Raw genomic sequence first — 22,376 nt, 5'->3', positions numbered from 1 at the left:
CAGCCGAACGGCGCGGCCGGCAACCCGGCGGCCCAACCGGCTCCCGCACCCGGCGCGGCGCCTGCCGCCCCGGCGGCCCAGCCTGCGGCCCCGGCCGCTCCGGCGACCCAGCCCGCCCCGTAAGGGCGCACCCGTTATCGCAGCATCTTGAACGGGGCCGGACAGCGATGTCCGGCCCCTTTTCGCATCAACGGTGGACAGGGGCGTCTGTGTCTTTACCTTCGGGGAGCGCGATCCCCACCGGCGCGTCCGGCCGGGATCGTCTCATGCGTTCCGCCGGAGACCCAAGCCCTTGGCCCCTCGCCCGCCCCGCCTCGCCGTTCTGGCCGCCGCGCTTCTCCTCCTTGGCGCTTCGCGCGGCGCGATGGCGGAAGGCCCCGCCCCAAGCCCGGCCGCGACCGCGCCGGCCGCCGGCGAGTGGCACGCCTCGAACGGACTGATCCGCCCGTCGCGCTATCCCGACGGCTTTTCGCACTACGACTACGTCAATCCCGACGCGCCGAAGGGGGGAACCCTTCGCTACTCGACGCCCGGCACGTTCGACAGCTTCAACCCCTTCCCCGTGCGCGGAACACCCGCGGCGGGCTTTGCGGCGTTCGGCGGCGGCATCGCCTACGACACGCTTCTCGAGCAGTCGACCGACGAGCCCGGCGTCGCCCACGCGCTAGTGGCGGAAGCCCTGCGCTATCCCGCCGACATCTCCTCGGTGACCTTCCGCATTGATCCGAAGGCGCGTTTTCAGGACGGCCTGCCGATCACCGCCGAGGACGTCGTCTGGAGCTTCCAGACCGTCACGCAGCTTTCGCCGCTCTATGCCAACTACTACCGCAGCGTGACGGCGGCCGAGGTCACGGGCGACCGGGAGGTCACCTTCCGCTTCGACCAGACCGGCAACCGCGAGCTTCCCAACATCATGGGCGACCTCGTGGTGCTGCCCAGGCACTTCTGGGAGGGCACGGACGCATCCGGCAAGAAGCGCGACATCACGCAGCCGACGCTGGAGATCCCGGTCGGCTCCGGTCCCTACCGCGTGAAGAGCTTCCAGCCCGGCTCCGTGGTCGAGTGGGAGCGCTTGCCGGACTACTGGGCGGCCGACAAGGGACCGCGCAAGGGACGCTACAACTACGACACCATTCGCTACACCTACTTCCGCGACCAGAGCGCCTCCTGGGAGGGCTACAAGCGCGGCGGCTACCAGGACTACCGGCTGGAGAACTCGGCCGGGCGCTGGGCGACCGGCTACGTCTTCCCCGCCGTCACGGACGGTCGCGTGAAGAAGGGCGCCTTCGCCTCGGAAACGGGTGAGCCGATGCAGGGCTTCGTGCTCAACACGCGCCGCGAGAAGTTCGCCGACCCGCGCACGCGCCAGGCCATCACGCTCGCCTACAACTTCGAGGAGATGAACCGCTCACTCTTCTACGGGCTCTACCGGCGCACGACGAGCTACTTCCAGGGCACCGAGCTCGCCTCCTCCGGCCTGCCGCAAGGAGCGGAGCTCGCGCTTCTGGAGCCGCTGCGCGACAAGCTTCCGCCGGAGGTCTTCACGACGCCCTACGCGCTGCCGGACTATTCCAAGCCCAATGCCGAGCGCGAGACGCTGCGCCGCAGCTTCGAGCTCCTGACGGCGGCTGGCTGGCGGCGGCAGGGCTCGAGCCTCGTGGACGCGCAGGGAAAGCCCTTCACGATCGAGTTCCTGGCGGCCGACCCGTCCGCCAGCCGCGTGATCGACCCCTTCGCCAACCAGCTGCGCCGGCTCGGCATCCTTGCCACCACACGCGTCGTGGACGCCTCGCAGTACCAGGCTCTCGTCAACAACTTCGAGTTCGACGTCATCACCGACCTCTTCGCCCAGTCGCTCTCGCCCGGCAACGAGCAGCGCGACTTCTGGTCGAGCCGCGCCGCCTCGCAGCCCGGCAGCCGCAACACGCCCGGCATCCGCAACGAGGCTGTGGACGCCCTGATCGACAAGGTGATCTTCGCGCCCGACCGCGAAAGCCTGGTGGCCGCGACCCACGCGCTCGACCGCACGCTCCTGTGGAACTGGTACGTCGTGCCGCAGTACCACAATCCCGAGATCTGGCTCTCGTGGTGGGACAAGTTCGGCATGCCCGAGAAGGGGCCGGCCTATCAGGGCATCGATCCCTATTCCTGGTGGGTCAAGGGCGAGGTCGCGGTCAACACGCCGGCCGACGCGGCCGCCGCCTCCGAGCCCGATCCCGCCGCGCCGAAGGCCCCGCGCCCGTGAACGCCCGCTTCACCCGTCGCGGCTTCGGCCAGCTGGCGTTCGGCGCGCTGGCCGCCGGCGCGCTGCCCCCTCGCGCCTTCGCGGCCCTTGCGAAGGACACGCCGCTCCATGGGCTCTCGGCCTTCGGCGACCTGCGCTACGGCCCGGACTACACGCATTTCGGCTACGCGACCCCGGACGCCCCGAAGGGCGGGCGCGTCGTCTTCACGGCGCCCTACTGGATCCTCAACCAGGCGCCCGACACGTTCGACACGTTCAACACCTTCGTCCTCCAGGGCAACGCGCCGCCGCGCATCGAATATCTCTACGACGGGCTGATGGTCGGCTCGCTGGATGAGCCGGACGGACTCTACGGTCAGCTGGCGGAAAGCGTCACGGTCTCGGCGGACGAGAACACGTTCCGCTTCCGCCTGCGACCGCAAGCCCGCTTCTCGACCGGTGACCCCGTCACGGCCGCCGACGTCGCCTTCTCCTACCGCTCGATGAAGGAGGAGGGACACCCGAGCCTTCTTGTCGCCCTGGCCGAGCTGGAAGAGGCGACGGCCGAGGACGAGCGGACCGTGGTCCTTCGGTTCTCCGGCCGGCAGACGCTCCCGACCGCGCTCGCCACGCTGTCGCTGCCGGTGGTGCCGCAGGGCTTCTTCGCGAACCGTCCCTTCCGCCAGGGCGGCTTCGACCCGATCCCCGGCTCTGGGCCCTACCGGATCGGCGCCTTCATTCCCGGCCGCTTCGTCGAATACGAGCGGCGCGAGGACTACTGGGCGCGCGACATGCCGTTCGCCCGCGGGCTCGACCATTTCGGGACGATCCGCGTCGAGTTCTTCCGCGACCGGCAGACGGCGCTGGAGGCCTTCAAGAAGGGCGACACCACGCTTCGCGAGGAGTTCACCACGCGCGCCTGGGCCAACGAGTACGACTTTCCCGCCGTGCGCGAGGGGCGGGTCGTCCGGCAAATCCTGCCCGAGGAGAAGTGGCCGAACTTCCAGTGCTGGGCGCTGAACCAGCGCCGCGCGCGCTTCGCCGACGCGCGCGTGCGCCGCGCGATCAACCTGTGCTTCGACTTCGAGTGGACCAACGCCAACCTCCTGTTCTCCTTGCGCGAGCATTCCGACTCGCCCTTCCAGCTCTCGACCTACGTGGCGACCGGGTCGCCCTCGCCCGATGAGCTCGCCGTCCTCGAGCCCCTGCGCGCGCAGCTGCCGCCCGAGGTCTTCGGCGAGGTGTGGCGCCAGCCCGTGTCGGACGGATCGGGCCGCGACCGCAGGCTGCTCCAGGAGGCGGCGAGACTTCTGTCGGAGGCCGGCTGGACACGCTCCGGCGGCTCGCTCGTCAACGCGAGCGGCGAGCGCTTCACGCTGGAATACATGCTGAACGACCCCGAGCAGGCCCGAGTCTACGGCAAGATGGTGGAGACGATGCGGCTTCTGGGCATCGACGCGACCATGCGCGTGGTGGATGCCTCGCAGTACCAGGACCGGCTGAACCGCTTCGACTTCGACATGGTGCTCGCGCGCTTCTCCTTGAACGGCACGCCGACGCGCGAGAGCCTCCAGCTCTTCTTCGGGTCGCAGACGCGTGATCGGAACGGCTCCTACAACTATCCCGGCATGGCCGACCCCGGTGTCGACGCGCTTCTGGCTGCCATCGGCGAGGCGAGGACGAGGGGCCAGCTCGACACGCTCATGCGCTGCCTCGACCGGACCTTGCGTGCCCGGCTCGACTGGATCCCCAACATCCACGCGCAAGGGCACGCCATGGCCTGGTGGGACATGTTCGGCCGCCCCGCCGCCAAGCCCGATTACGGGTTTCCGGCGGAACGGCTCTGGTGGTACGACGAGGCCAAGGCCAAGGCGATCGGCCGGGCCTGACGGGCCGCCGACCGCCGAGCCCCCACACGGAATCCTCTATGGCCGCCTATATCCTCCGACGCCTTCTCCTGATGATCCCGACGCTGTTCGGCATCATGGCGGTGTCGTTCCTGGTGATCCAGTTCGCGCCCGGCGGCCCGGTGGAGAGCGTGGTCGCCTCGCTCCAGGGCCAGGGCGGCGCGGGCGAGCGCCTGGGCGGCGGTGGCGGCGACACGGTGGCGGCATCCAGCGAGAGCTCCAGCTACCGGGGGGCTCAGGGCCTCGACCCCGAGTTCATCAAGCGGCTCGAACAGCAGTTCGGCTTCGACAAGCCGCCGCTCCAGCGCTTCGGAGAGATGATCTGGAACTACGCGCGCTTCGACTTCGGCACGAGCTTCTTCTCGAACGCCACCGTCGTCGACCTGATCCGGCAGAAGCTGCCGGTCTCGATCTCGCTGGGCCTCTGGATCACGCTCCTCTCCTACGCGATCTCGATCCCGCTCGGCATCCGCAAGGCGCTCAAGGAGGGCTCGCGCTTCGACACGTGGACGAGCGGCGTCATCATCGTCGCCTACGCCATTCCCGGCTTCCTGTTCGCGGTGCTCCTGATCGTCCTCTTCGCGGGCGGCTCGTTCCTCGACTGGTTCCCGCTTCGCGGCCTCACCTCCGACAACTGGGCGCAGCTGTCCTGGCCGGCGCGCATCGCGGACTACTTCTGGCACCTGACGCTGCCGCTGATCGCGCTCTCGCTCTCGGCCTTCGCCACGACGACGCTCCTTACCAAGAACTCGTTCCTCGACGAGATCCGCAAGCAGTACGTCACCACCGCGCGCGCCAAGGGCCTGACCGAGCGGCGCGTCCTCTACGGCCACGTCTTCCGCAACGCCATGCTGATCATCGTGGCGGGCTTTCCCGGCGCCTTCATCTCCTCCTTCTTCGCCGGCTCGCTCCTGATCGAGACCATCTTCTCGCTGGACGGGCTGGGCCTTCTCTCGTTCGAGAGCATCTACAAGCGCGACTATCCCGTGGTCTTCGCGACCCTCTACATCTTCTCGCTGATCGGGCTCCTGACGACGCTGCTCTCCGACCTCACCTACACCTGGATCGATCCGCGCATCGACTTCGAGCGGCGGGGCTCCTGAACATGGCGGACCGCACCCCGGACAGCCCCCGCGAGGATCGTCTGCGTCACGACGCGGCACCGGAAGGCGTCGTGGCGGCGCAGGCGCAGGCCGACGCGGGTGGCCTCGCGCAGATGGCGCCGCCCGCCCTCGTCACGAAGGGCGCGCGCCTCTCGCCCCTCAACCAGCGGCGCTGGCGCAACTTCAAGGCGCACCGGCGCGGCTGGTGGTCGCTCTGGATCTTCCTCGCGCTCTTCGTCGTCACGCTCGGCGCCGAGTTCGTCGCCAACGACCGGCCGATCCTCGTATCCTACAAGGGCGAGTACTACACGCCGGTCTTCCGCGACTATCCGGAAGAGGTCTTCGGCGGCTTCCTGCCGGTCACCGACTACCGCGACCCCTTCATCCAGAACGAGATCGCCGCAAACGGCTGGGCCCTCTGGCCCCCGATCCGCTACTCGTACAACAGCGTCAACAACGAGATCCCCTCGCCCGCTCCCTCGCCGCCCTCCTGGACCTTCTCGAAGGAGGAGCTCTGCGCGCGCTATCCGCAAGGGGTGAGCGATCCCAACTGCACCCTCGGCAACTGGAACTGGCTCGGCACCGACGACCAGGCGCGCGACGTCCTGGCCCGCCTCATCTACGGCTTTCGCATCTCGGTGCTGTTCGGCCTGATCCTGACGGCAGCCAGCGCGGTGATCGGCGTCTTCGCGGGCGCGGTGCAGGGCTATTTCGGCGGCTGGGTCGACCTCGTCTTCCAGCGCTTCATCGAGATCTGGAGTTCGATCCCGGTCCTCTACCTCCTGCTGATCGTCGCCGCGATCCTGCCGCCGGGCTTCTGGATCCTGCTTGGCATCATGCTGCTCTTCTCCTGGGTGGCCTTCGTCGGCGTCGTGCGCGCCGAGTTCCTGCGGGCGCGCAACTTCGAATACGTCAATGCCGCTCGCGCGCTGGGCGTCGGCGACTGGACCATCATGGGCCGCCACCTCCTGCCCAACGCCATGGTCGCGACGCTGACCTTCCTGCCCTTCATCCTGAACGGCTCGATCACGACGCTGACCTCTCTCGACTTCCTCGGCTTCGGCCTGCCGCCGGGTTCGCCCTCCTTGGGCGAGCTCCTCTCGCAGGGGCGCAACAACCTCCAGGCCCCCTGGCTCGGCATCTCGGGCTTCGTGGTCCTGTCGCTCATGCTGTCGCTGCTCGTCTTCGTCGGAGAGGCGGTGCGCGACGCCTTCGACCCCCGCAAGAGCTTCGGATGATCCCATGAGCCACGACGCGCACGATCACGGCGATCATTCCGGCCACGACCATCACGATCACGCCCATGGCGCGAGCGAGCGGCGGCTCCTGATCGCGGCCGGGCTCACCGGCACGTTCATGGTGGTGGAGGCCGCGGGCGGCTGGCTGTCGGGCTCGCTGGCGCTGCTGGCGGATGCCGGCCACATGCTGGTGGATTTCGCGGGACTGCTGCTGGCGCTGTTTGCCGCCCGCCTCGCCCGTCGCCCCGCCGACGCGCGTCGGTCCTTCGGCTACGACCGCTTCTCGGTGCTCGTCGCCTATACCAACGGCCTCGTACTCTTCGCGATCGCCGGCTTCATCCTCTTCGAGGCTTGGGAAAGGCTCGCCGATCCCGCGCCGATCCTCGCCGGGCCGATGCTCGCGGTCGCGATCGCCGGGCTCCTCGTCAATATCGGCGCCTTCTTCGCCCTGCACGGCGGCGACGCGGAGGATCTCAACCTGCGCGGCGCGCTGCTCCACGTGCTCGGCGACCTCCTCGGCTCGGTCGCGGCGATCGCGGCCGCGATCGTCATCTTCGCCACCGGCTGGACGCCGATCGACCCGATCCTCTCGGTCTTGGTCTGCCTCCTCATCCTCGGCAATGCCGGACGGCTCGTGCGCCAGTCCGCGCACGTGCTTCTGGAGGGCGCGCCGGCGGGCGTCGATGGCCCGGCGGTCGCAAGCCATATCGAGACGCGCATTCCGGGCGTCACCAACGTCCATCATGTCCATGTCTGGATGCTGACGCCCCAGCGCCGGGCCGCGACCCTCCACGCCTGCGTCGCGGACGGCGTGGCGGGCGACACGGTGGCGCGCATCAAGGCCGAGCTGCGGGAGCGCTTCGCGATCGGCCACGCGACCGTGGAGATCGAGCGCGGCGCCTGCGCCGATGCGGCGGCCGACCCCTGTTCGGTCGATGCCGCGCTCCGCTCCGGCGGGCACGGCCACCGCCACGCGGGCGGCCATCACGACCACGACCATGAGCACGGCCACGATCACGTCCATGCCGCCCCGCCCCGCTTCGCCTGAAATCCCGAGCCGCCCTTGAGCCAGCCCCTCGCCTCCCCCGCGTCGCCGCCGCTTCTCAGCGTCGAGGGCCTTCAGGTCGCCTTCCGCGCGGAAGGAGGCACGAGCCTCGCCGTGAAGGGCGTGTCCTTCGCGATCCGCGAGGGCGAGACCGTGGCGCTGGTGGGCGAGTCGGGCTCCGGCAAGTCGGTTTCGGCGCTCTCGATCCTGCGGCTGCTCGCCTATCCCGCCGCGAGCCATCCGGGCGGGGCGGTGCGCTTCGAGGGGACCGACCTCCTCCATGCCGACGAAGCGGCGCTGCGGCGCGTACGCGGCAACCAGATCTCTATGATCTTTCAGGAGCCGATGAGCTCGCTCAACCCGCTCCACACGATCGAGCGGCAGATCGGCGAGGTGATGAGCGTCCATCGAGGCCTGTCGGGCTCGGCCGCGCGCGCCCGCACGCTGGAGCTTCTCCATCAGGTCGGCATCCGCGACCCCGAGAAGCGGCTCGGCGCCTATCCCCATCAGCTGTCGGGCGGTCAGCGCCAGCGCGTCATGATCGCGATGGCGCTCGCCAACGAGCCGCGCCTCCTGATCGCCGACGAGCCGACCACCGCGCTCGACGTGACCGTGCAGGCCCAGATCCTGGAGCTTCTGAAGACGCTCCAGCGCGAGCGGCGCATGGGGCTCCTCTTCATCACCCACGACCTCGGCATCGTCCGGCGCATCGCCGACCGGGTCTGCGTGATGACCAAGGGCGAGATCGTCGAGACCGGCCCGACCGCCGAGATCTTCGCCCGCCCGCAGCATCCCTACACGCGCCATCTGCTGGCCGCCGAGCCCAAGGGCCGCCCGCCCGCCGCCAACGCCAACGCGCCCGTGGTGATGGAGGGGCGCGGCGTAAAGGTCTGGTTCCCGGTGCGCACCGGGCTCATGCGCCGCGTCACCGATCATGTCCGCGCGGTGAACGGCATCGACATCGCCGTGCGGGCAGGCCAGACGGTGGGCGTCGTCGGCGAGTCGGGATCCGGCAAGACGACGCTCGGCCTCGCCCTCACCCGCATGATCGCCAGCGAGGGCGAGATCCTGTTCGAGGGCGAGCGCATCGACGGCAAGCGCTCTGGCGACCTTCGACCGCTGCGCGAGCGCATGCAGATCGTCTTCCAGGACCCGTTCGGTTCGCTCTCGCCGCGCATGCCGGTGGGCGAGATCATCGCGGAAGGGCTGCGCGTCCACCAGCGCTCGCTGTCGGGCACTGAGCGCGACCGCCGCGTCGTCGCGGCGCTGGAGGAGGTCGGCCTCGATCCCGCGACGCGCTTCCGCTACCCGCACGAGTTCTCCGGCGGCCAGCGCCAGCGCATCGCCATCGCCCGCGCCATGGTGCTGAACCCGCGCTTCGTGATGCTGGACGAGCCGACCTCGGCGCTCGACATGAGCGTCCAGGCGCAGGTGGTCGACCTCCTGCGCGAGCTGCAGCAACGGCACGAGCTCGCCTATCTCTTCATCAGCCACGACCTGAAGGTGGTCCGGGCCCTGGCCAACGAGGTGATCGTCATGCGCGGCGGCGAGGTGGTGGAGCACGGGCCCGCCGAGGAGATCTTCGAGCGGCCGCGAAGCGACTACACGCGCGCGCTCATGGCGGCGGCCTTCCGCATCGAGGCGGCACCGGCGGAAGGAATCGGCTCGTGAGCCTCTACCGGCGCCGGCTCGAGGACCAGCCGCTCGACTTCACGATCACGAACGAACCGCGCGTCTTCGACGGCTTCCGGCCGGTCGACGCGATCGAGCTGCGCCACGAGCGCCTGGCCGAGGGCGAGGCGCTCCAGGTGCGGCGCGAGGTCATGCGCGGCGGCCGGGCAGCCGTGGTGATCCCCTACGACGCAGACCAGGACGCAATCGTCCTGATCCGCCAGTTCCGCATCGGCGCGGCGCTCTCGACGCCTCACGCGGCCCCCCTGGAGCTTCCCGCCGGGCTCGTGGACGACGGCGAGGCGACGCAGGACAGCGCAGCGCGCGAGCTGCGCGAGGAAACGGGGCTGGACGTGCTGGCGGTGTCGGAACTCTTCTCCATGCTGTCCTCGCCCGGCCTCACCGACGAGCGCATCACCTTCTTCCTCGCGCTGGTGGACGCCTCGAACCTTTCCGGCTCGGCGGGGCTCGCCTCGGAGCACGAGGACATCCTGCCGCTTCTGGCACCCGTCGACGCGCTGGTCGAGGCGGCGGACGCGGGCGCGATCGAGAACGGCTTTCTTCTTTGCGCGACCCACTGGTTCGCACGCCACGGCCGCGAAAGGGCGCGGCTTCTCCAGGACACGCTGACGACGCAAGGCGCAGAATGAGCATCCTTCTTTCGGTCACAGGCTTCGATCCCACGCGCTGGCGCGACGCGATGCTGCGCGCCGCGCCCAGCGAAACCATCGTCCTGCGCCCCTCCTCCTCGCGCGACGAGACGATCCGCTACGCCGTGGTCTGGCGACAGCCGCCGAGCGTCCTGTCGGAGCTGCCGAACCTCGAGGCCATCTTCTCGCTGGGAGCGGGCGTCGACCATATCCTCGCCGACCGCACCGTTCCCGCCTCCGTGCCCGTGGTGCGAATCGTGGCGCCCGACCTCACCAACCGCATGAGCGAATACGTCGTCTGGCGCGCGCTCGACCATCTGCGGCGCGGGGCGACCTACCGGGCGCAGCAGGCCGTCGGCATCTGGAACGAGCGGCGCCAGCCGGCGGCGGCCGAGGTGACGGTGGGCGTGCTCGGCCTCGGCGAACTCGGCCGGGACGCCGCCGCCAAGCTGCGCCTCATGGGCTTCCCGGTGATCGGCTGGAGCCGGGGACCGCGCGAGGTCGAAGGCGTCGAGACCTTCCATGGAGAGGACGGGCTTGGCGAGGTTCTCGCGCGCTCCGACATCCTCGTCGTGCTGCTGCCGCTCACGGCCGAGACGCGCGGGCTGATCGACGACGAGTTCCTGTCGCGCCTGAAGCGCGAGACGCCGCTCGGCACGCCCGTCCTCATCAACGCGGGGCGCGGCGCGCTGCAGCGCGACTCGGCGATCCTGCGCGCTCTCAACGACAACCGCCTGATGGAGGTCTCGCTCGACGTGTTCGAGCGCGAGCCGCTTCCCCAGGACAGCCCGCTCTGGCGTCACCCGCGCGTCTTCGTGACGCCGCACGCCGCCGCCTCCTCGGACCCGGCGGCGCTTGCCCCGCTGATCACCCAGCAGATCGCGGCCCACCGGCGCGGTGAGCCGCTGCGGCACGTGGTGGACCGGCGCGCGGGATACTGACGCCGGGCGCGGCGGCGCGGCGGGAATCGCCGCGCCCCGAAGCCGTCAGAGGCGCTTGAGGCCGAGGAACGCCGTGCCCTTGGCGCTCGTGCGCGCGACCGCCTCGGCGAGCGGCTCGACCGCCGTCATCATGTGGTGGGCGTTGGCGTGGAGCAGGCGCTCGCCGTCCAGCATGATGCCGACATGGCCGGGCCAGAAGGCGAGGTCGCCGCGCTGGAGGCCCCCTCCATCGGGCAATGCCGTGCCGAGGTCGCGGAACTGGAGGTCGGTGTCGCGCGGCGCCTCGAGGCCGCCCTGCGCCAGCGCCAGCTGCACGAGCCCCGAGCAGTCGATGCCGAGCGCCGACTTGCCGCCCCAGAGATAGGGCACGCCCAGAAAGAGCTCGGCCACTGCCACGAAGTCCGGGGCGACCGCGTCCGCAGGCTCCAGATGCTGCATCACCACCGCGCCGAAGGGCTCGATCAGGGCGTATCGCGCGTTGCGGTCCTCGGCCTCCCCCCTCGCCCGTACCCTCGCCCCCAGCGGCAGGTCGTGCATGGGGGGCTGCTTGATGTCGGGGCCGGGGAAGACCAGCGTGCGGGATGTGCGGACGCGGTGCGTGGCCGCAGGCGGCGCGCCGTCGACGAGCGAAGCGCTCGGCATCCAGCCGACATAGCGATCGCGCTCGAGCTGCACCCAGCTCCAGCCCTCGCCGTCGTCCTCGAAGACGCGCACGGCCTCGCCGAAGAGCGCCTGGGTTTCGAGGGGCTGGTCCGAGCCCGCGCGCCGGCGCAGGTCGGCCACCGGCGTGCGCACGCAAGCCTCGCGCCCTTGTGCGAAGTGGCGGGCCTCGACGCGGCCGCGCAGGCGCGCGTCGGCGAGATCGGGACGAATGGCGTTGAGGCGGGGATCGAGGGCTGTCATCGGTTGAGGGCTCCCGCTTCCGCGACGAGACGATCGGCCATGTGGCTCACGTAGAGGCTTCCCTTCACGGTTCGTCGAACGAGGACGACCCTCGCGTCGGCGGGGTCGCGCCGGCGCTCCAGGAGGTCCATCCGGCCCATCGTGTCGAGCGCCCGCGTGATCACGGGCTTGCGCACGCCGAGCCGCTCGGCGAGCCCCCGCACGGTGTGGGGCGGGGGCTCGAGATAGATGGTGAGGAGGATCGCGGTCTGGCGCAAGGTGAGATCGGGCCCGGCCTCGCGCGACTGCGCGAGCGCGGTGCGATGAAGAAGGCGGAGCGCCTGGGCGGGCCTGATCTCGACCACGGCGGTTTCTACCCTCGGGCGGCGGGATAGCGCGCGGCGAGCATATGGTACAGCGCGCGGATGCCCTGCGCCTCGCCGCCGGCGGGACCGAGCGGCCCGGCCTGCGGACGCCAGCCGTAGATGTCGAAATGCACCCAGCTCTTCGCCCGGCCCGTGAAGCGCTGGAGGAAGAGCGCGGCGGTGACCGAGCCCGCGAAGCCGTCCGCCGTCACGTTGTTGGTATCGGCGATCTTGGACGACAGGGCCTTCGCGTAGGGCTTCCAGAGCGGCAGGCGCCAGAGCGGGTCGTGGACGGCCGTGGCTGCCGCCGCGATCTCGCCGGCCAGCGCCTCGTCGTCGGTGTAGAAGGGCGGCAGGTCGGGGCCGAGCGCCACGCGGGCCGCGCCCGTCAGCGTCGCCATGTCGACGAGGATCTCGGGTTCCTCCTCGCCCGCCAACGAGAGCGCGTCGGCGAGGATCAGGCGGCCTTCCGCATCGGTGTTGCCGATCTCCACGGTGTCGCCCTGGCGCGAGCGCAGGACGTCGCCGGGGCGGAAGCTATTGGCCGAGATCGCGTTCTCGACCGCCGGCACGAGGACGCGCAGCCGCACCGGCAGCTTGGCCGCCATCACCATGGAGGCGAGGCCGAGGACGTTGGCGGCGCCCCCCATGTCCTTCTTCATGAGGAGCATGCCGGACGCCGGCTTGATGTCGAGACCGCCCGTGTCGAAGGCGACGCCCTTGCCGACCAGCGTGACGCGGGGGGCTCCCGCCTCGCCCCAGCGGATATCGACGAGGCGCGGCGCGACCGCGCTCGCGCGGCCGACCGCATGGATCATCGGGAAGCCGGGCAGGAGCGCCTCGCCCACCGTCACCTCGACGCTCGCGCCGTGCCGGCCGGCCAGCTCGCGCGCGGCAGCCTCGATCGCGTCCGGCCCCATGTCGTTGGTGGGGGTGTTGACGAGGTCGCGCACGGCGCAGATCGCCTCGGCCGCCTGCAGGACCCGTTCGCGCGAGGCGAGGCCCGGCACGTGGAGGCGCGGGGCGCGCTCGGGATCGGCCGGCTTGACGTAGCGCTCGAAGCGGTAGCCGCCGAGAAGGAAGCCGAGCGCGGCGAGGTCCGCCTCGAGGCCCGCCTCCTCCAGCCGCCACGCGCCGGCGGGAAGCTGCGCCAGCGCCCCTGTCAGCATCGCGGTCTCAGGGGTAGCGGGACCGGCGCCAAGACCGAGCAGCGCGCCGCCGGGGCGCCCGTCCTCGCCTGGCAGGACGAGAAGCGCGCCCGCGGCGGCCTTGAACCCGTTCGCCTCGGCCCAGGCTCGCGCACTGACCGGCAGGGCCTCCAGCCGGCCCTCGAAGACCGGGTACACGGGCCGCGTGTCGGAAGGGTCGGAAAGCAGCCGCTCGGCAATCGTCATGTCGTCTGTCCTTCAAAGGATCAAGGGCGCGTCAAGGTTGGGTTTCTAGGGTCGCCGCGATGCCGCCCGATGGCGGACCGGCCGAGAGAAGAACGAGCGATGCGAACCTTGCCCGAGACCCGCGCGACGGCCGTCCCCGCCCAGCCCGAGAGGACCAGACGCCGCCATTCGGCCTACCCCCGCTCCCCCGTGCGCGCAAGCGGCGCGGGCGTCCTGGCGGTTCTGGCCGCGGTTCTCCTGACGGGCTGCACGCAGACCTCGCGCATGACCACCGGCTCCGTGACGCCCGCGGGCACCGCGGCGCCTGCGACCGCGCCCTCGCCCGCGACCGCCTCGCTGATCGCCACCGACCCGCAGGCGGCCGAGAAGGTCTACGGCTCCGCCTACGAGAAGAACCCCAACGACCGGGGTACGGGCCTCGCCTACGCCTCGGCGCTGCAGGCGGCGGGCCGCAACGAGCAGTCGCTCGCCGTGATGCAGCAGGTCGCGATCAAGCACCCGACCGACCGCGACGTCCTGGCCGCCTATGGCAAGGCGCTGGCGGCGGCGGGCGACCTTCCCAAGGCGCTCGAAACGGTGCGCCGCGCCCAGACGCCGGACCGGCCGGACTGGCGCCTCCTGTCGGCGGAAGGGGCGATCCTCGACCAGCTGGGCCGCAAGGACGCCGCGCGTGCCCAGTATCGCCGGGCGCTGGTGATCCAGCCCGACGAGCCCTCGGTCCTGTCGAACCTGGGCATGAGCTACCTGCTCGCGAACGAGCTGCCGGCCGCCGAGGAGGCGCTGTCGCGCGCCGTGAAGCAGCCCGGCGCGGACGTGCGCGTGCGCCAGAACCTGGCGCTGGTGGTCGGGCTGCAGGGGCGCTTCGACGAGGCCGAGCGCATCGCCTCGGCGGTGCTGTCGCCCGAGGAGGCGAAGGGCAACGTCGCGTATCTGCGTCAGATGCTGGGCCAGAAGAACACCTGGAGCGAGCTGCGAGCCGAGCGCGGCTGACGTTGGGCGGCGCCCCCTATTCTCAGGGCAGCGCCATGATGTTGATCACGGCGGGGCCGATGATCACGGCGAACAGAACAGGCAGGAAGAACACGATCATCGGGACCGTGAGCTTGGGAGGCAGGGCGGCAGCCTTCTTCTCGGCCGCCGCCATGCGTGTATCGCGGCTTTCCTGGCTCATGGTGCGCAAGGCGACACCCAGCGGCGTACCGTATCGCTCGGCTTGAATCAGCGCCGTGCATACGGAGCGAACGTTCTCGATGCCCGTGCGGCTGGCGAGGTTCTCGTAGGCCTGACGGCGCTCGGGCAGGTAGGAGAGTTCGGCGCAGACCAGGACCAGTTCCTCGGCGAGCGGTACGGACTGAATGCCGATCTCGTCTGCGACGCGCCGGAAGGCGGCCTCGATCGAGTTGCCAGATTCCACGCAGATCAGGAGAAGATCGAGCGCGTCCGGCCAGGCGCGACCGATCGACTGGGCGCGCTTGGAGGCGACGTTGCGGACGTAGATGATCGGCGCATAGAAGCCGGCATAGGCCGAGAAGATGCACACGGCCGCCCGCATCAGCAGCGGCTTCCCGGACAAGACCCCAAGGCCAAAGACGTAGAAGACGGCCAGAAGCAGGAAGACCAGCGGCAGAGCTACGCGGCAGAACAGGAAAAGCGTGAGCGAGCGCTGGCTTCGAAAGCCTGCCACCCGCAACTTGGTCAGCGTCGCCTCGTCCGCCAGGGCCTTTCGCAGGTCGAGCTTCTCTACAACGGTCGCGGCGAAACCCCGGGCGCTCTCCTGGCGCAGACTGCGGCTCTTGCCGTCGCGCTCGCTGGCCATGCGGGCCCGCTCGCGCGCCCGCACCTGATCACGCTCTAGCGCGACGGCGCGCATGCGCGTCTTGAGCTCGCGTCCCGTCAGAAGCGGCAACGCAACGGTGAGAAGCGTCGTGAAAACGGCGATCCCCACGAGAAGGCCGAGAGCCGTCTCACCGGACAGGCCGAGGAAGCGCAGCACGGCATCCATGAAAGTGTCCCCCTGCCCGGATCAGAAGTCGAAGTTGATCATCTGGCGCATCACCATGATGCCGATGCCCATCCAGAAGGCGGCGGCCGCCAGCACGAGATTGCCCTGCACGGTGGAGAACAGGACCATGATGTAGTCGGGCGACGTCAGGTACACGAGAAAAGCCACGATCGGCGGCAGGGCGCCTATGATGCCGCCCGATGCCTTGGCCTCCATCGACATGGCCTGGATCTTGGCCTTCATCTTCTTGCGCTCGCGCAGGACGCGCGAGAGGTTCGACAGCGCCTCGGCGAGGTTGCCGCCGGCCTGGCTCTGGATCGTGATGACGATCGCGAAGAAGTTCGTCTCGGGCAGCGGCATGTTCTGGTAGAGGCGCTCCACCGCCTCGGAGATGCTCAGTCCCATCTGCTGCGCTTCCACAATGTTGCGAAATTCCGAGCAGACGGGCTCGGGCGTGTCGTTGGCGACGATGCGCAGCGTGTCGTTGAGCGGCAGGCCCGAGCGGATGCCGCGCACGATCACGTCCACCGCGTTGGCGAAGTCGTCGGAGAATTTCGCCTGGCGGCGCTTGCGGCGCATGCCGAGGATCCAGCGCGGCAGGCCGAGGCCGGCCGACAGGGCCAGGCCCGCCCCGATCAGGGGGCCGGCTCCCATGACAAGGCCGACCAGAAACGCCACGAGGCCGAGGGCGGCGCTCCCGAGCCAGAAGGCGCGCACCGAGAAGCGGAAGCCGGCCTGCGCGATCTGGCGATCGAGCGTCAGCTTGCGCACGTGCTTGTCGCGCTTGCGGTTCTTGGCGTCGAGCTCGTCCAGCGAGGCCTGGAGCGTGCGGCGGCGCTTGGCGACCTCCTGCAGACGGTCGCGCGCGAGCTGGCGGTTGGCTGCCTCGCCTTCGGTGACCGCGAACTGCGAGAAGCGGCTGCGCTGGTGCTTCTCGGCCTGGAGGCGCGGCTCCAGCACCGCGAAGGCGAGCGCGCCGCAGGACAGGGCGACGAGCCCGACAAAGAGGATCGCGATCATGACGCGGCCGCCCGCGCCGGGTCGGCGGCGTCGAGGGCGCGGGCGAGGCGCTGCTCCTCGCCGAAGTAGCGGGCGCGCTCCCAGAAGGCGGGGCGGCCGATGCCGGTGGAACGGTGGCGCCCGATCAGGCGGCCGCGCGAGTCCTCGCCCAGGATGTCGTAGAGGAAGAGGTCCTGCGTCGTGATGACGTCACCCTCCATGCCGATCACCTCGGTGATGTGGGTGATGCGGCGCGAGCCGTCGCGCAGGCGCGCCGCCTGGACGATCACGTCCACCGAGCCGGTGATGATCTCCTTGACGGTGCGCGAGGGCAGCGTGAAGCCGCCCATGGCGATCATGGATTCCATGCGGTTCAGGCACTCGCGTGGGCTATTGGCGTGGATCGTGCCCATCGATCCGTCGTGGCCCGTGTTCATCGCCTGGAGAAGGTCGAAGACCTCGGGTCCGCGCACCTCGCCGACGATGATGCGCTCGGGGCGCATGCGCAGGCAGTTCTTGACGAGATCACGCATGGTGATCTCGCCCTCGCCCTCGATGTTGGGCGGGCGCGTCTCGAGGCGCACGACATGGGGCTGCTGGAGCTGGAGCTCGGCCGAGTCCTCGCAGGTGATGATGCGCTCGTCGGTGTCGATGTAGCGCGTCAGGCAGTTGAGAAGCGTGGTTTTCCCTGAGCCCGTGCCGCCGGAGATGACGACGTTGCAGCGCACGCGGCCGATGATCTGGAGGATCTCCGCGCCCTCGGGCGAGATGGCCCCGAAGGTCGTGAGCTGGTCGAGGGTGAGCTTGTCCTTCTTGAACTTGCGGATCGTGAGCGCGGCCCCGTCGATGGCGAGGGGGGGCGCGATCACGTTGACGCGCGAGCCGTCGGGCAGGCGCGCGTCGCAGATCGGCGAGGTCTCGTCGACGCGCCGGCCGACCTGGCTCACGATGCGCTGGCAGATGTTGAGGAGCTGCTGGTTGTCGCGGAAGCGGATGCCCGCCTCCTGCACCTTGCCCGCGACCTCGATGAAGGTCTGCCGCGCGCCGTTCACCATGATGTCGGCGATGTCGTCGCGCGCGAGCAGCGGCTCCAGCGGTCCGTAGCCGAGCACGTCGTTGCAGATGTCGGCGAGCAGGTCCTCCTGCTCGGCGATCGTCATCGCGAAGTTCTTGATCGCGATGATGTCGTTGACGATGTCGCGGATCTCCTCGCGCGCCGCCTCGGTCTCGAGGCGGGCGAGCTGCGAGAGATCGATCGTGTCGATCAGCGCGGCGAAGACCTTGCTCTTGGTGGCGTAATAGGTCTCGCCCCGCTCGCGCATGGGCGCGGGCGCGGCGGCCTCGGGCCGCTGGTTGGGCGGGATCGGCGTATGCGCGGCGGCGGGCGGCGGGGGGGCGCGCTCGGGCACCGCGGCGGCCACCACGGCGGCCGGCGGCGCGCTGGCTCGGGGGGTTTCGTTTCCGCGCTTTCCGAACATGGGTCAGCTTCCTTCCAGGAGGGCCGCGATCGGGTCAGCGGCGGCGCATGCGGCTGAGCAGGCCGGCGCGCGAGGGCTTGGCCTGCCGCTTGGCGCGGCTGCGGCCGGTGAGCGCGTAGGCCATCTCCCCGAAGGCGACCGAGGCGGGGTGCTTGGCGTCCGTCTCGGCCAGCATGCGGCCGGCATTGGCGGCACTGCCGAAGGCCAGGGGATCGAAGCCGATGGCGGCGAGCGTCTCGACGCCGAGCGGCTCGGCGAACTCGGCCACCGCGATCTCGGGCCGCTTGGGCATGCCGACCTGGTTCAGGACGAGGCGCGGCGGCGGATCGTTCGGCCGCATGCGCTTCAGCGTGTCGACGAGGTTCTTGGCGTTGCGAAGGTTCGCCAGGTCCGGCGAGGCGACCACCGCCACCTCGTCGGCGCGGCGCAGCACCGAATGCGTCCAGTCCGTCCAGCCATGCGGCACGTCCAGCACCACGACCGGCGTTCCGCGCTGGGCGGCCTCGATCAGGGCCGAGAAGGCGTCCGCGCCGAAATCGTAGGTGCGGTCGAGGGCGGACGGGGCGGCGAGCAGCGACAGGTGGTCGGCGCAGCGTGCCAGAAGGCGATCGAGGAAGACCTCGTCCAGGCGGTCCGCCGAGAACACGGCCTCGGCGATGCCCTGCGGCGGGTCCTTGTCGAAGTTGATGTTGGCGGTGCCGAAGGGCAGGTCGAGGTCGGCCAGCACCACCTCGTTGCCGAACTCCTTCGAGGCCGCCCAGGCCACGTTGTGGGCGATCGTCGAGGAGCCGACGCCGCCCTTGGCGCCGATGAAGGCGATGACGCGGCCGAGCGGCGCCGTGCCCTCGGCCACGAACAGATGCGAGATCACCGCCATGACGTCGGCCAGATGCACCGGCGCCAGGATGTATTCGGAAATGCCCCGGCGCGTCAGTTCACGGTAGAGCGACACGTCGTTGGCGTGGCCGATCACCACGACCTTCGAGCCGGGATCGCAGACGTCGGCCAGGCTTTCGAGTTCCACCAGAAGCTCGGCCGGCTCCAGGCGCGACTCCAGGATCACGAGGTTGGGGGTCGGCGCGCTGGCATAGTGCTCGGCCGCCGCCCGGATGCCGCCGGTCTGGACGCGCAGATGGGCCTTGGCCATGCGCCGGTCGGCGCCCGCCGCCTCGATGGCGCGGGCCACCTCCTCGGTTTCGCAGAAGGCCTGGACGGAGATGCGCGGCAGCGGTCGCAGCGTGTCGAGGCGTTCCGCCATGACGCTGTCGCTCGGCCGGTATCCGCTGTCGAGTGTCTCGGAAGCGTCGGTCATCCTTGGCGTTCCTACCAGCTGTAGTCGGTTTCGGTGTTCGGCGCCTGCGCACCGGTCCGCGCGCCCTCGCGGTACTTGCCGATCACCGTGGTGCGGCGCTCGGCGTCGATCTCCTCCTGGCCGCGCGGCTCCAGGAGATCGCGCGGATCGGCGATCTGGGCCGCGAGGTTGGCTTGGCTGGCGCAGCCGAAATTGTGGTAGTTCCGGTTTTCGTAGGTGTTGCCGAGATCCTCCGGCCACTGGCCGCAGGGCCCCGCGACGCTGGCGGTCACGGCGTTGAAGCTGAAGCGCAGCGGCAGGACGTCGCCCGAGCCGCCGCCGTCGACGCGCGTGACCACGAGGCGGGAGCGGGGGATGCCGTTGCGGTGAAGGGCCGCGACGGCGCTGCGCGCGACAAGGTCGGCCGCCGCCTCGTTGGGGCCGCCCGCGGGCACGTCGACCCGCATCACCGCCGCGCGCGCCGCTCGGAAGCGGCGGGCGAACTCGGCGACGCGCTTTTCGTCGGGCAGCGTCAGGCGCGTGTCGGAGGAGGCGACCAGGATCTCCAGATCGCGCGTATCCTCGGCGACGATGATCGGGTGGCGCGAGCGGTAGTCGTCGGGAACGGCTCCGGTCACGAGGTCGGAGGGCCGCGCGCAGGCGCCCAAGGTCAGGGCGGTGCCGACAAGGACGAGGCGAAGGAGGGTCGGGGACGTCATTTGTAGATGTATCCGACGTTGCCGTGATATTGTTCGGGGGGAGGTGCGGAGACGCCCGTGCCGTAGACGCGGTTGAGACGTCCGAGGAACGTCGTGGCACCGTCGTTGGCGACGCTGAAGTTGTCGTCGGGACGTTGGAGGTGCTGCCGGGCGACGGGGCGCACCAGATAGGGCGTCACGATCACCACGAGTTCGGTCTCGTAGCGCTGGAAGTCGCGCGAGCGGAACAAGGTGCCGAGGATCGGCAATTTGGACAGGCCGGGATAGCCGGACACGACCTGCCTGACCTCATCCCGAACAAGACCGGCGATCACGAGACTGCCGCCGGAGGGAAGTTCAACCGTCGTATCGGCGAGACGCTTGCGGATGCCGATGATGCTGGACGAGTTGGTCTTGGCGTTGCCCGACAGGTTGAAGGGCGACTCGAAGGTGGGCTCGGAGACCGCCGTTCGGATTTTGAGCGAGATGCGCCCGGGCGAGAGAACCACCGGCGTGAAGTCGAGACCAATGCCGTAGTCGATCTCGCGATGATCCAGCGTGACCTGCTCCTGCTCGATCTCGGTGTCGACGATACGGCCGCTGGCGTCGCGGATGTTGGTGCGCTTTTCCGGCGTGACGCTCCGGCCGGACGGTATGGAGAACTCGCCGCCAACCTTGAAGCTGGCGCTTTCACCGGAAATCGCGGTGAGGCTCGGCTCCGCCAGCGTGCGCATGACACCAGCCTGCTCCAGCGCGCGCAGCATGGCGTCGAAGTTGACGCTGCCGATCGCGCCGCTTGCGCTGAGCCCGCTGGTGGCGATCGCGTTGCCGAGCGCGAAGGGATTGTCGATCCCGCCCACGAAGCTGATGCCGTCGGGATCGGTGCTGGTGGCGCTTCCGTTGATGCCGAGCTGCTTGATCACCGAGCGCTGGACCTCGGCCACCGTCACCTTGAGCGTGACCTGGTCCTCGCCCTGAATCTGCAGGAGGTTGACGATCTGGCTCTTCTGGCGACGCTCGTTGTTGTCGGAGCCGATCGAAATGCCCCCCGCGGTGGCGACGGTCTGGGACTGGTCGTACTGGCCCGTGGTCGCCTCGCCGCCCGTGACGTAGATCCGTGCGAGGTCGACGGCGCGCGCGGCGTCCTGCGCGTTCTCCACCGTGCCGGTCAGGACGACGTTGTCGTTCAGCATCTCGGCGCGGATCTCGCTGGTGGGGAGATATTTGCGCAGCGTCGATTCGAGGCCGGAGATGTCACGCTCGATGCGCAGGTCCAGCACCGCGATCTCGCGGCCCGACTGGTCGAAGACGAAGACGTTGGTCTGGCCGATCTGCTTGCCGAAGATGTAGATGCGCCTTGCCGTGCGCGTCACCGCGTCGGCCACCGCCGGGTTGGCCACGATGATGTCGTGGGCATCGCGCGGCAGGTCGATGACCTTCGACTTGTTGAGGCCGAGCGCGATCGCCTGGTTGACGCGGTTCACCGCAACGATCGACGTTTCGGCCCAGACCGGCAGGGGTGCAAGGGTCGGCGCCAGCACCAGCGCCGAGAGGCCGGCGCGCAGGGCGAGCGATTGCGGCTTGAGGAAGGACGCGGCCATCGGTCAGTTCCTGGTGGTGACGTCGGAGGTCTTGCCGTAGCGCACGAGGCGGATGCGGCTGGCCTCGGGGTTCTTGGCCTGCTCCAGAAGGAAGGCGGCATAGCCGGGCGAGCCGGGAACCGAGTCCGAGAGCGAGCGCAGCGACAGGATCAGCTTGTCGGTCATGCGCGCGGCGGCCGTCAGGGCTTCGGCCTGCTTGGGATCGACCTCGAGCGTGGCGGTGGAGCCGACCACGACGCGCTCGCCGTCCTTCTCCTCGACGTTCTGGTCGATGGCGAGGACGCGCAGGTTCTTGAGAACGGTCTCGGTATCGATACCGGCGGGCTGCGATGGCGTTGCATCGCGCGAGCGCGTCATGATCACGTCGACGTGGTCGTTGGGCAGGATGAAGCCGCCGGCGGCCGTCTCGGTGGAGATCGCGACCGCGATGGCGCGCTTGCCCTCGGGCAGGATGGCCGACAGGAAGCCGCGGTCGCTCTTGATGAGCTTGGCCTCGCGGATCGGCTCGCCGGAGAAGAAGCTCTGCCGGGCGATCGAGCCCTTGAGCTCGGCAAGCGCCTCGGGGCGCTGGTCGCGGCGCAGGAGCGTCGAGGAGACGCCATCCTCGGGCCATTTCATCCAGTCGAGGGCGTCGTCGACGCGCGATCCCATCGGGATGTCGCGCGAGGCGACCAGCACGTCCACCAGCTTGATGGGCGGCTCGACCGGCTGGGCATTGATGATCACGGGCTCTTCGGGTCGGGCCGAGAGCTGAAGCGCGATGAAACCGGCCCCAACCGCTGCGACGGCCGCGACACCGAAGATCGCCACACGGGCCACGCTCATGCCATCCCCCGGACACGCACGGCTCCCCCTTGGAGCCCATGGTGCTTTATCGCAGGGGAAGT

At 69.9% G+C, this 22,376-nt stretch carries 19 protein-coding genes; 9 read left to right on the top strand and 10 right to left on the bottom strand.

The features are described from left to right. The first annotated feature begins 364 nt into the window (after positions 1-364). The 8 genes from AUL35_RS17535 (at position 365) to AUL35_RS17500 (ending at position 10,779) form a co-directional block, all read left to right on the top strand. Positions 365-2,245, top strand: coding sequence for an extracellular solute-binding protein (locus AUL35_RS17535; protein WP_062017112.1), 1,881 nt, complete (start codon positions 365-367; stop codon positions 2,243-2,245). Beyond that, on the top strand, positions 2,242-4,113 hold the full coding sequence (locus AUL35_RS17530) for an extracellular solute-binding protein (RefSeq protein ID WP_062017091.1): 1,872 nt from the start codon (positions 2,242-2,244) through the stop codon (positions 4,111-4,113). Before AUL35_RS17535 ends, AUL35_RS17530 begins: the two co-directional genes overlap by 4 nt. 38 nt (positions 4,114-4,151) lie before the next feature. Continuing rightward, on the top strand, positions 4,152-5,234 hold the full coding sequence (locus AUL35_RS17525; RefSeq protein ID WP_062017088.1) for a microcin C ABC transporter permease YejB: 1,083 nt from the start codon (positions 4,152-4,154) through the stop codon (positions 5,232-5,234). A gap of 113 nt (positions 5,235-5,347) precedes the next feature. Further along, positions 5,348-6,472 (top strand): ABC transporter permease, encoded by a 1,125-nt coding sequence (locus AUL35_RS17520; RefSeq protein WP_062017108.1) that lies wholly within the window; start codon positions 5,348-5,350, stop codon positions 6,470-6,472. A gap of 4 nt (positions 6,473-6,476) precedes the next feature. Beyond that, complete coding sequence (locus AUL35_RS17515; RefSeq protein ID WP_082666412.1) at positions 6,477-7,520, top strand: cation diffusion facilitator family transporter; 1,044 nt, start codon at positions 6,477-6,479, stop codon at positions 7,518-7,520. Between the two features lie 15 nt (positions 7,521-7,535). Continuing rightward, entirely contained in the window at positions 7,536-9,188 is a 1,653-nt protein-coding gene (locus tag AUL35_RS17510; RefSeq protein WP_062017085.1) for an ABC transporter ATP-binding protein, read from the top strand. Then, the gene (locus AUL35_RS17505) at positions 9,185-9,838 is read left to right on the top strand and encodes an NUDIX domain-containing protein (RefSeq protein ID WP_062017081.1); all 654 of its coding nucleotides are present in this window, start codon (positions 9,185-9,187) and stop codon (positions 9,836-9,838) included. Before AUL35_RS17510 ends, AUL35_RS17505 begins: the two co-directional genes overlap by 4 nt. Next, the gene (locus tag AUL35_RS17500) at positions 9,835-10,779 is read left to right on the top strand and encodes a glyoxylate/hydroxypyruvate reductase A (protein ID WP_062017078.1); all 945 of its coding nucleotides are present in this window, start codon (positions 9,835-9,837) and stop codon (positions 10,777-10,779) included. Before AUL35_RS17505 ends, AUL35_RS17500 begins: the two co-directional genes overlap by 4 nt. A gap of 45 nt (positions 10,780-10,824) precedes the next feature. Here AUL35_RS17500 and AUL35_RS17495 read toward each other — a convergent pair whose 3' ends face one another. From AUL35_RS17495 to AUL35_RS17485, 3 genes are read right to left on the bottom strand one after another with little or no spacing between them, the layout of a single operon-like run. Further along, positions 10,825-11,682 (bottom strand): C40 family peptidase, encoded by an 858-nt coding sequence (locus AUL35_RS17495; RefSeq protein ID WP_062017075.1) that lies wholly within the window; start codon positions 11,680-11,682, stop codon positions 10,825-10,827. Continuing rightward, positions 11,679-12,026 carry a MarR family transcriptional regulator gene (locus AUL35_RS17490; protein WP_062017072.1) on the bottom strand — a complete coding sequence of 116 codons (348 nt, stop codon included), beginning with the start codon at positions 12,024-12,026 and terminating at the stop codon, positions 11,679-11,681. The genes AUL35_RS17495 and AUL35_RS17490 overlap by 4 nt, the downstream gene beginning before the upstream one ends. Before the next feature lie 8 nt (positions 12,027-12,034). Continuing rightward, positions 12,035-13,420, bottom strand: coding sequence for a M17 family metallopeptidase (locus AUL35_RS17485; protein ID WP_062017069.1), 1,386 nt, complete (start codon positions 13,418-13,420; stop codon positions 12,035-12,037). Positions 13,421-13,528: 108 nt separating this feature from the next. Here AUL35_RS17485 and AUL35_RS17480 point away from each other — a divergent pair, with 108 nt between their 5' ends. Continuing rightward, complete coding sequence (locus AUL35_RS17480; RefSeq protein ID WP_244493812.1) at positions 13,529-14,410, top strand: tetratricopeptide repeat protein; 882 nt, start codon at positions 13,529-13,531, stop codon at positions 14,408-14,410. Between the two features lie 22 nt (positions 14,411-14,432). On the opposite strand, the gene AUL35_RS17475 is transcribed toward AUL35_RS17480, so the two are convergent. Genes AUL35_RS17475 through cpaB form a run of 7 tightly spaced genes read right to left on the bottom strand, consistent with a single transcriptional unit; the run spans position 14,433 to position 22,314 of the window. Beyond that, positions 14,433-15,422 (bottom strand): type II secretion system F family protein, encoded by a 990-nt coding sequence (locus tag AUL35_RS17475; RefSeq protein ID WP_062017066.1) that lies wholly within the window; start codon positions 15,420-15,422, stop codon positions 14,433-14,435. Between the two features lie 21 nt (positions 15,423-15,443). Beyond that, complete coding sequence (locus AUL35_RS17470; RefSeq protein ID WP_062017063.1) at positions 15,444-16,442, bottom strand: type II secretion system F family protein; 999 nt, start codon at positions 16,440-16,442, stop codon at positions 15,444-15,446. Then, the gene (locus tag AUL35_RS17465) at positions 16,439-17,899 is read right to left on the bottom strand and encodes a CpaF family protein (RefSeq protein WP_062017060.1); all 1,461 of its coding nucleotides are present in this window, start codon (positions 17,897-17,899) and stop codon (positions 16,439-16,441) included. Before AUL35_RS17465 ends, AUL35_RS17470 begins: the two co-directional genes overlap by 4 nt. 34 nt (positions 17,900-17,933) lie before the next feature. Beyond that, a complete protein-coding gene (locus tag AUL35_RS17460; RefSeq protein WP_062017057.1) occupies positions 17,934-19,211 on the bottom strand; it encodes a CpaE family protein in 1,278 nt (425 codons plus the stop codon). An 11-nt stretch (positions 19,212-19,222) separates the two neighbouring features. Beyond that, entirely contained in the window at positions 19,223-19,909 is a 687-nt protein-coding gene (locus tag AUL35_RS17455; protein WP_082666410.1) for a CpaD family pilus assembly protein, read from the bottom strand. Continuing rightward, positions 19,906-21,489: a type II and III secretion system protein family protein gene (locus AUL35_RS17450; RefSeq protein WP_062017053.1), complete on the bottom strand. Its 1,584-nt coding sequence runs from the start codon at positions 21,487-21,489 to the stop codon at positions 19,906-19,908. The genes AUL35_RS17455 and AUL35_RS17450 overlap by 4 nt, the downstream gene beginning before the upstream one ends. A 3-nt stretch (positions 21,490-21,492) precedes the next feature. Continuing rightward, on the bottom strand, positions 21,493-22,314 hold the full coding sequence (cpaB, locus tag AUL35_RS17445; RefSeq protein WP_062017050.1) for a Flp pilus assembly protein CpaB: 822 nt from the start codon (positions 22,312-22,314) through the stop codon (positions 21,493-21,495). Between the last annotated feature and the right edge of the window lie 62 nt (positions 22,315-22,376).

This window comes from Aureimonas sp. AU4, assembly GCF_001463765.1.
Classification (GTDB): domain Bacteria; phylum Pseudomonadota; class Alphaproteobacteria; order Rhizobiales; family Rhizobiaceae; genus Aureimonas.
The sequence above is the reverse complement of the archived record's forward strand: the minus strand, read 5'-3'. Positions and strand labels throughout refer to the sequence as shown.

Excerpts from the sequence above, each read along its gene's own strand:
- AUL35_RS17535 (WP_062017112.1), top strand. The coding sequence starts at position 365 with ATGGCGGAAGGCCCCGCCCCAAGCCCGGCCGCGACCGCGCCGGCCGCC.
- AUL35_RS17525 (WP_062017088.1), top strand. The coding sequence starts at position 4,152 with ATGGCCGCCTATATCCTCCGACGCCTTCTCCTGATGATCCCGACGCTG.
- AUL35_RS17520 (WP_062017108.1), top strand. The coding sequence starts at position 5,348 with ATGGCGCCGCCCGCCCTCGTCACGAAGGGCGCGCGCCTCTCGCCCCTC.
- AUL35_RS17515 (WP_082666412.1), top strand. The coding sequence starts at position 6,477 with ATGAGCCACGACGCGCACGATCACGGCGATCATTCCGGCCACGACCAT.
- AUL35_RS17500 (WP_062017078.1), top strand. The coding sequence starts at position 9,835 with ATGAGCATCCTTCTTTCGGTCACAGGCTTCGATCCCACGCGCTGGCGC.
- AUL35_RS17495 (WP_062017075.1), bottom strand. The coding sequence starts at position 11,682 with ATGACAGCCCTCGATCCCCGCCTCAACGCCATTCGTCCCGATCTCGCC.
- AUL35_RS17485 (WP_062017069.1), bottom strand. The coding sequence starts at position 13,420 with ATGACGATTGCCGAGCGGCTGCTTTCCGACCCTTCCGACACGCGGCCC.
- AUL35_RS17475 (WP_062017066.1), bottom strand. The coding sequence starts at position 15,422 with ATGGATGCCGTGCTGCGCTTCCTCGGCCTGTCCGGTGAGACGGCTCTC.
- AUL35_RS17470 (WP_062017063.1), bottom strand. The coding sequence starts at position 16,442 with ATGATCGCGATCCTCTTTGTCGGGCTCGTCGCCCTGTCCTGCGGCGCG.
- AUL35_RS17465 (WP_062017060.1), bottom strand. The coding sequence starts at position 17,899 with ATGTTCGGAAAGCGCGGAAACGAAACCCCCCGAGCCAGCGCGCCGCCG.
- AUL35_RS17460 (WP_062017057.1), bottom strand. The coding sequence starts at position 19,211 with ATGACCGACGCTTCCGAGACACTCGACAGCGGATACCGGCCGAGCGAC.
- AUL35_RS17455 (WP_082666410.1), bottom strand. The coding sequence starts at position 19,909 with ATGACGTCCCCGACCCTCCTTCGCCTCGTCCTTGTCGGCACCGCCCTG.
- AUL35_RS17450 (WP_062017053.1), bottom strand. The coding sequence starts at position 21,489 with ATGGCCGCGTCCTTCCTCAAGCCGCAATCGCTCGCCCTGCGCGCCGGC.
- cpaB (WP_062017050.1), bottom strand. The coding sequence starts at position 22,314 with ATGAGCGTGGCCCGTGTGGCGATCTTCGGTGTCGCGGCCGTCGCAGCG.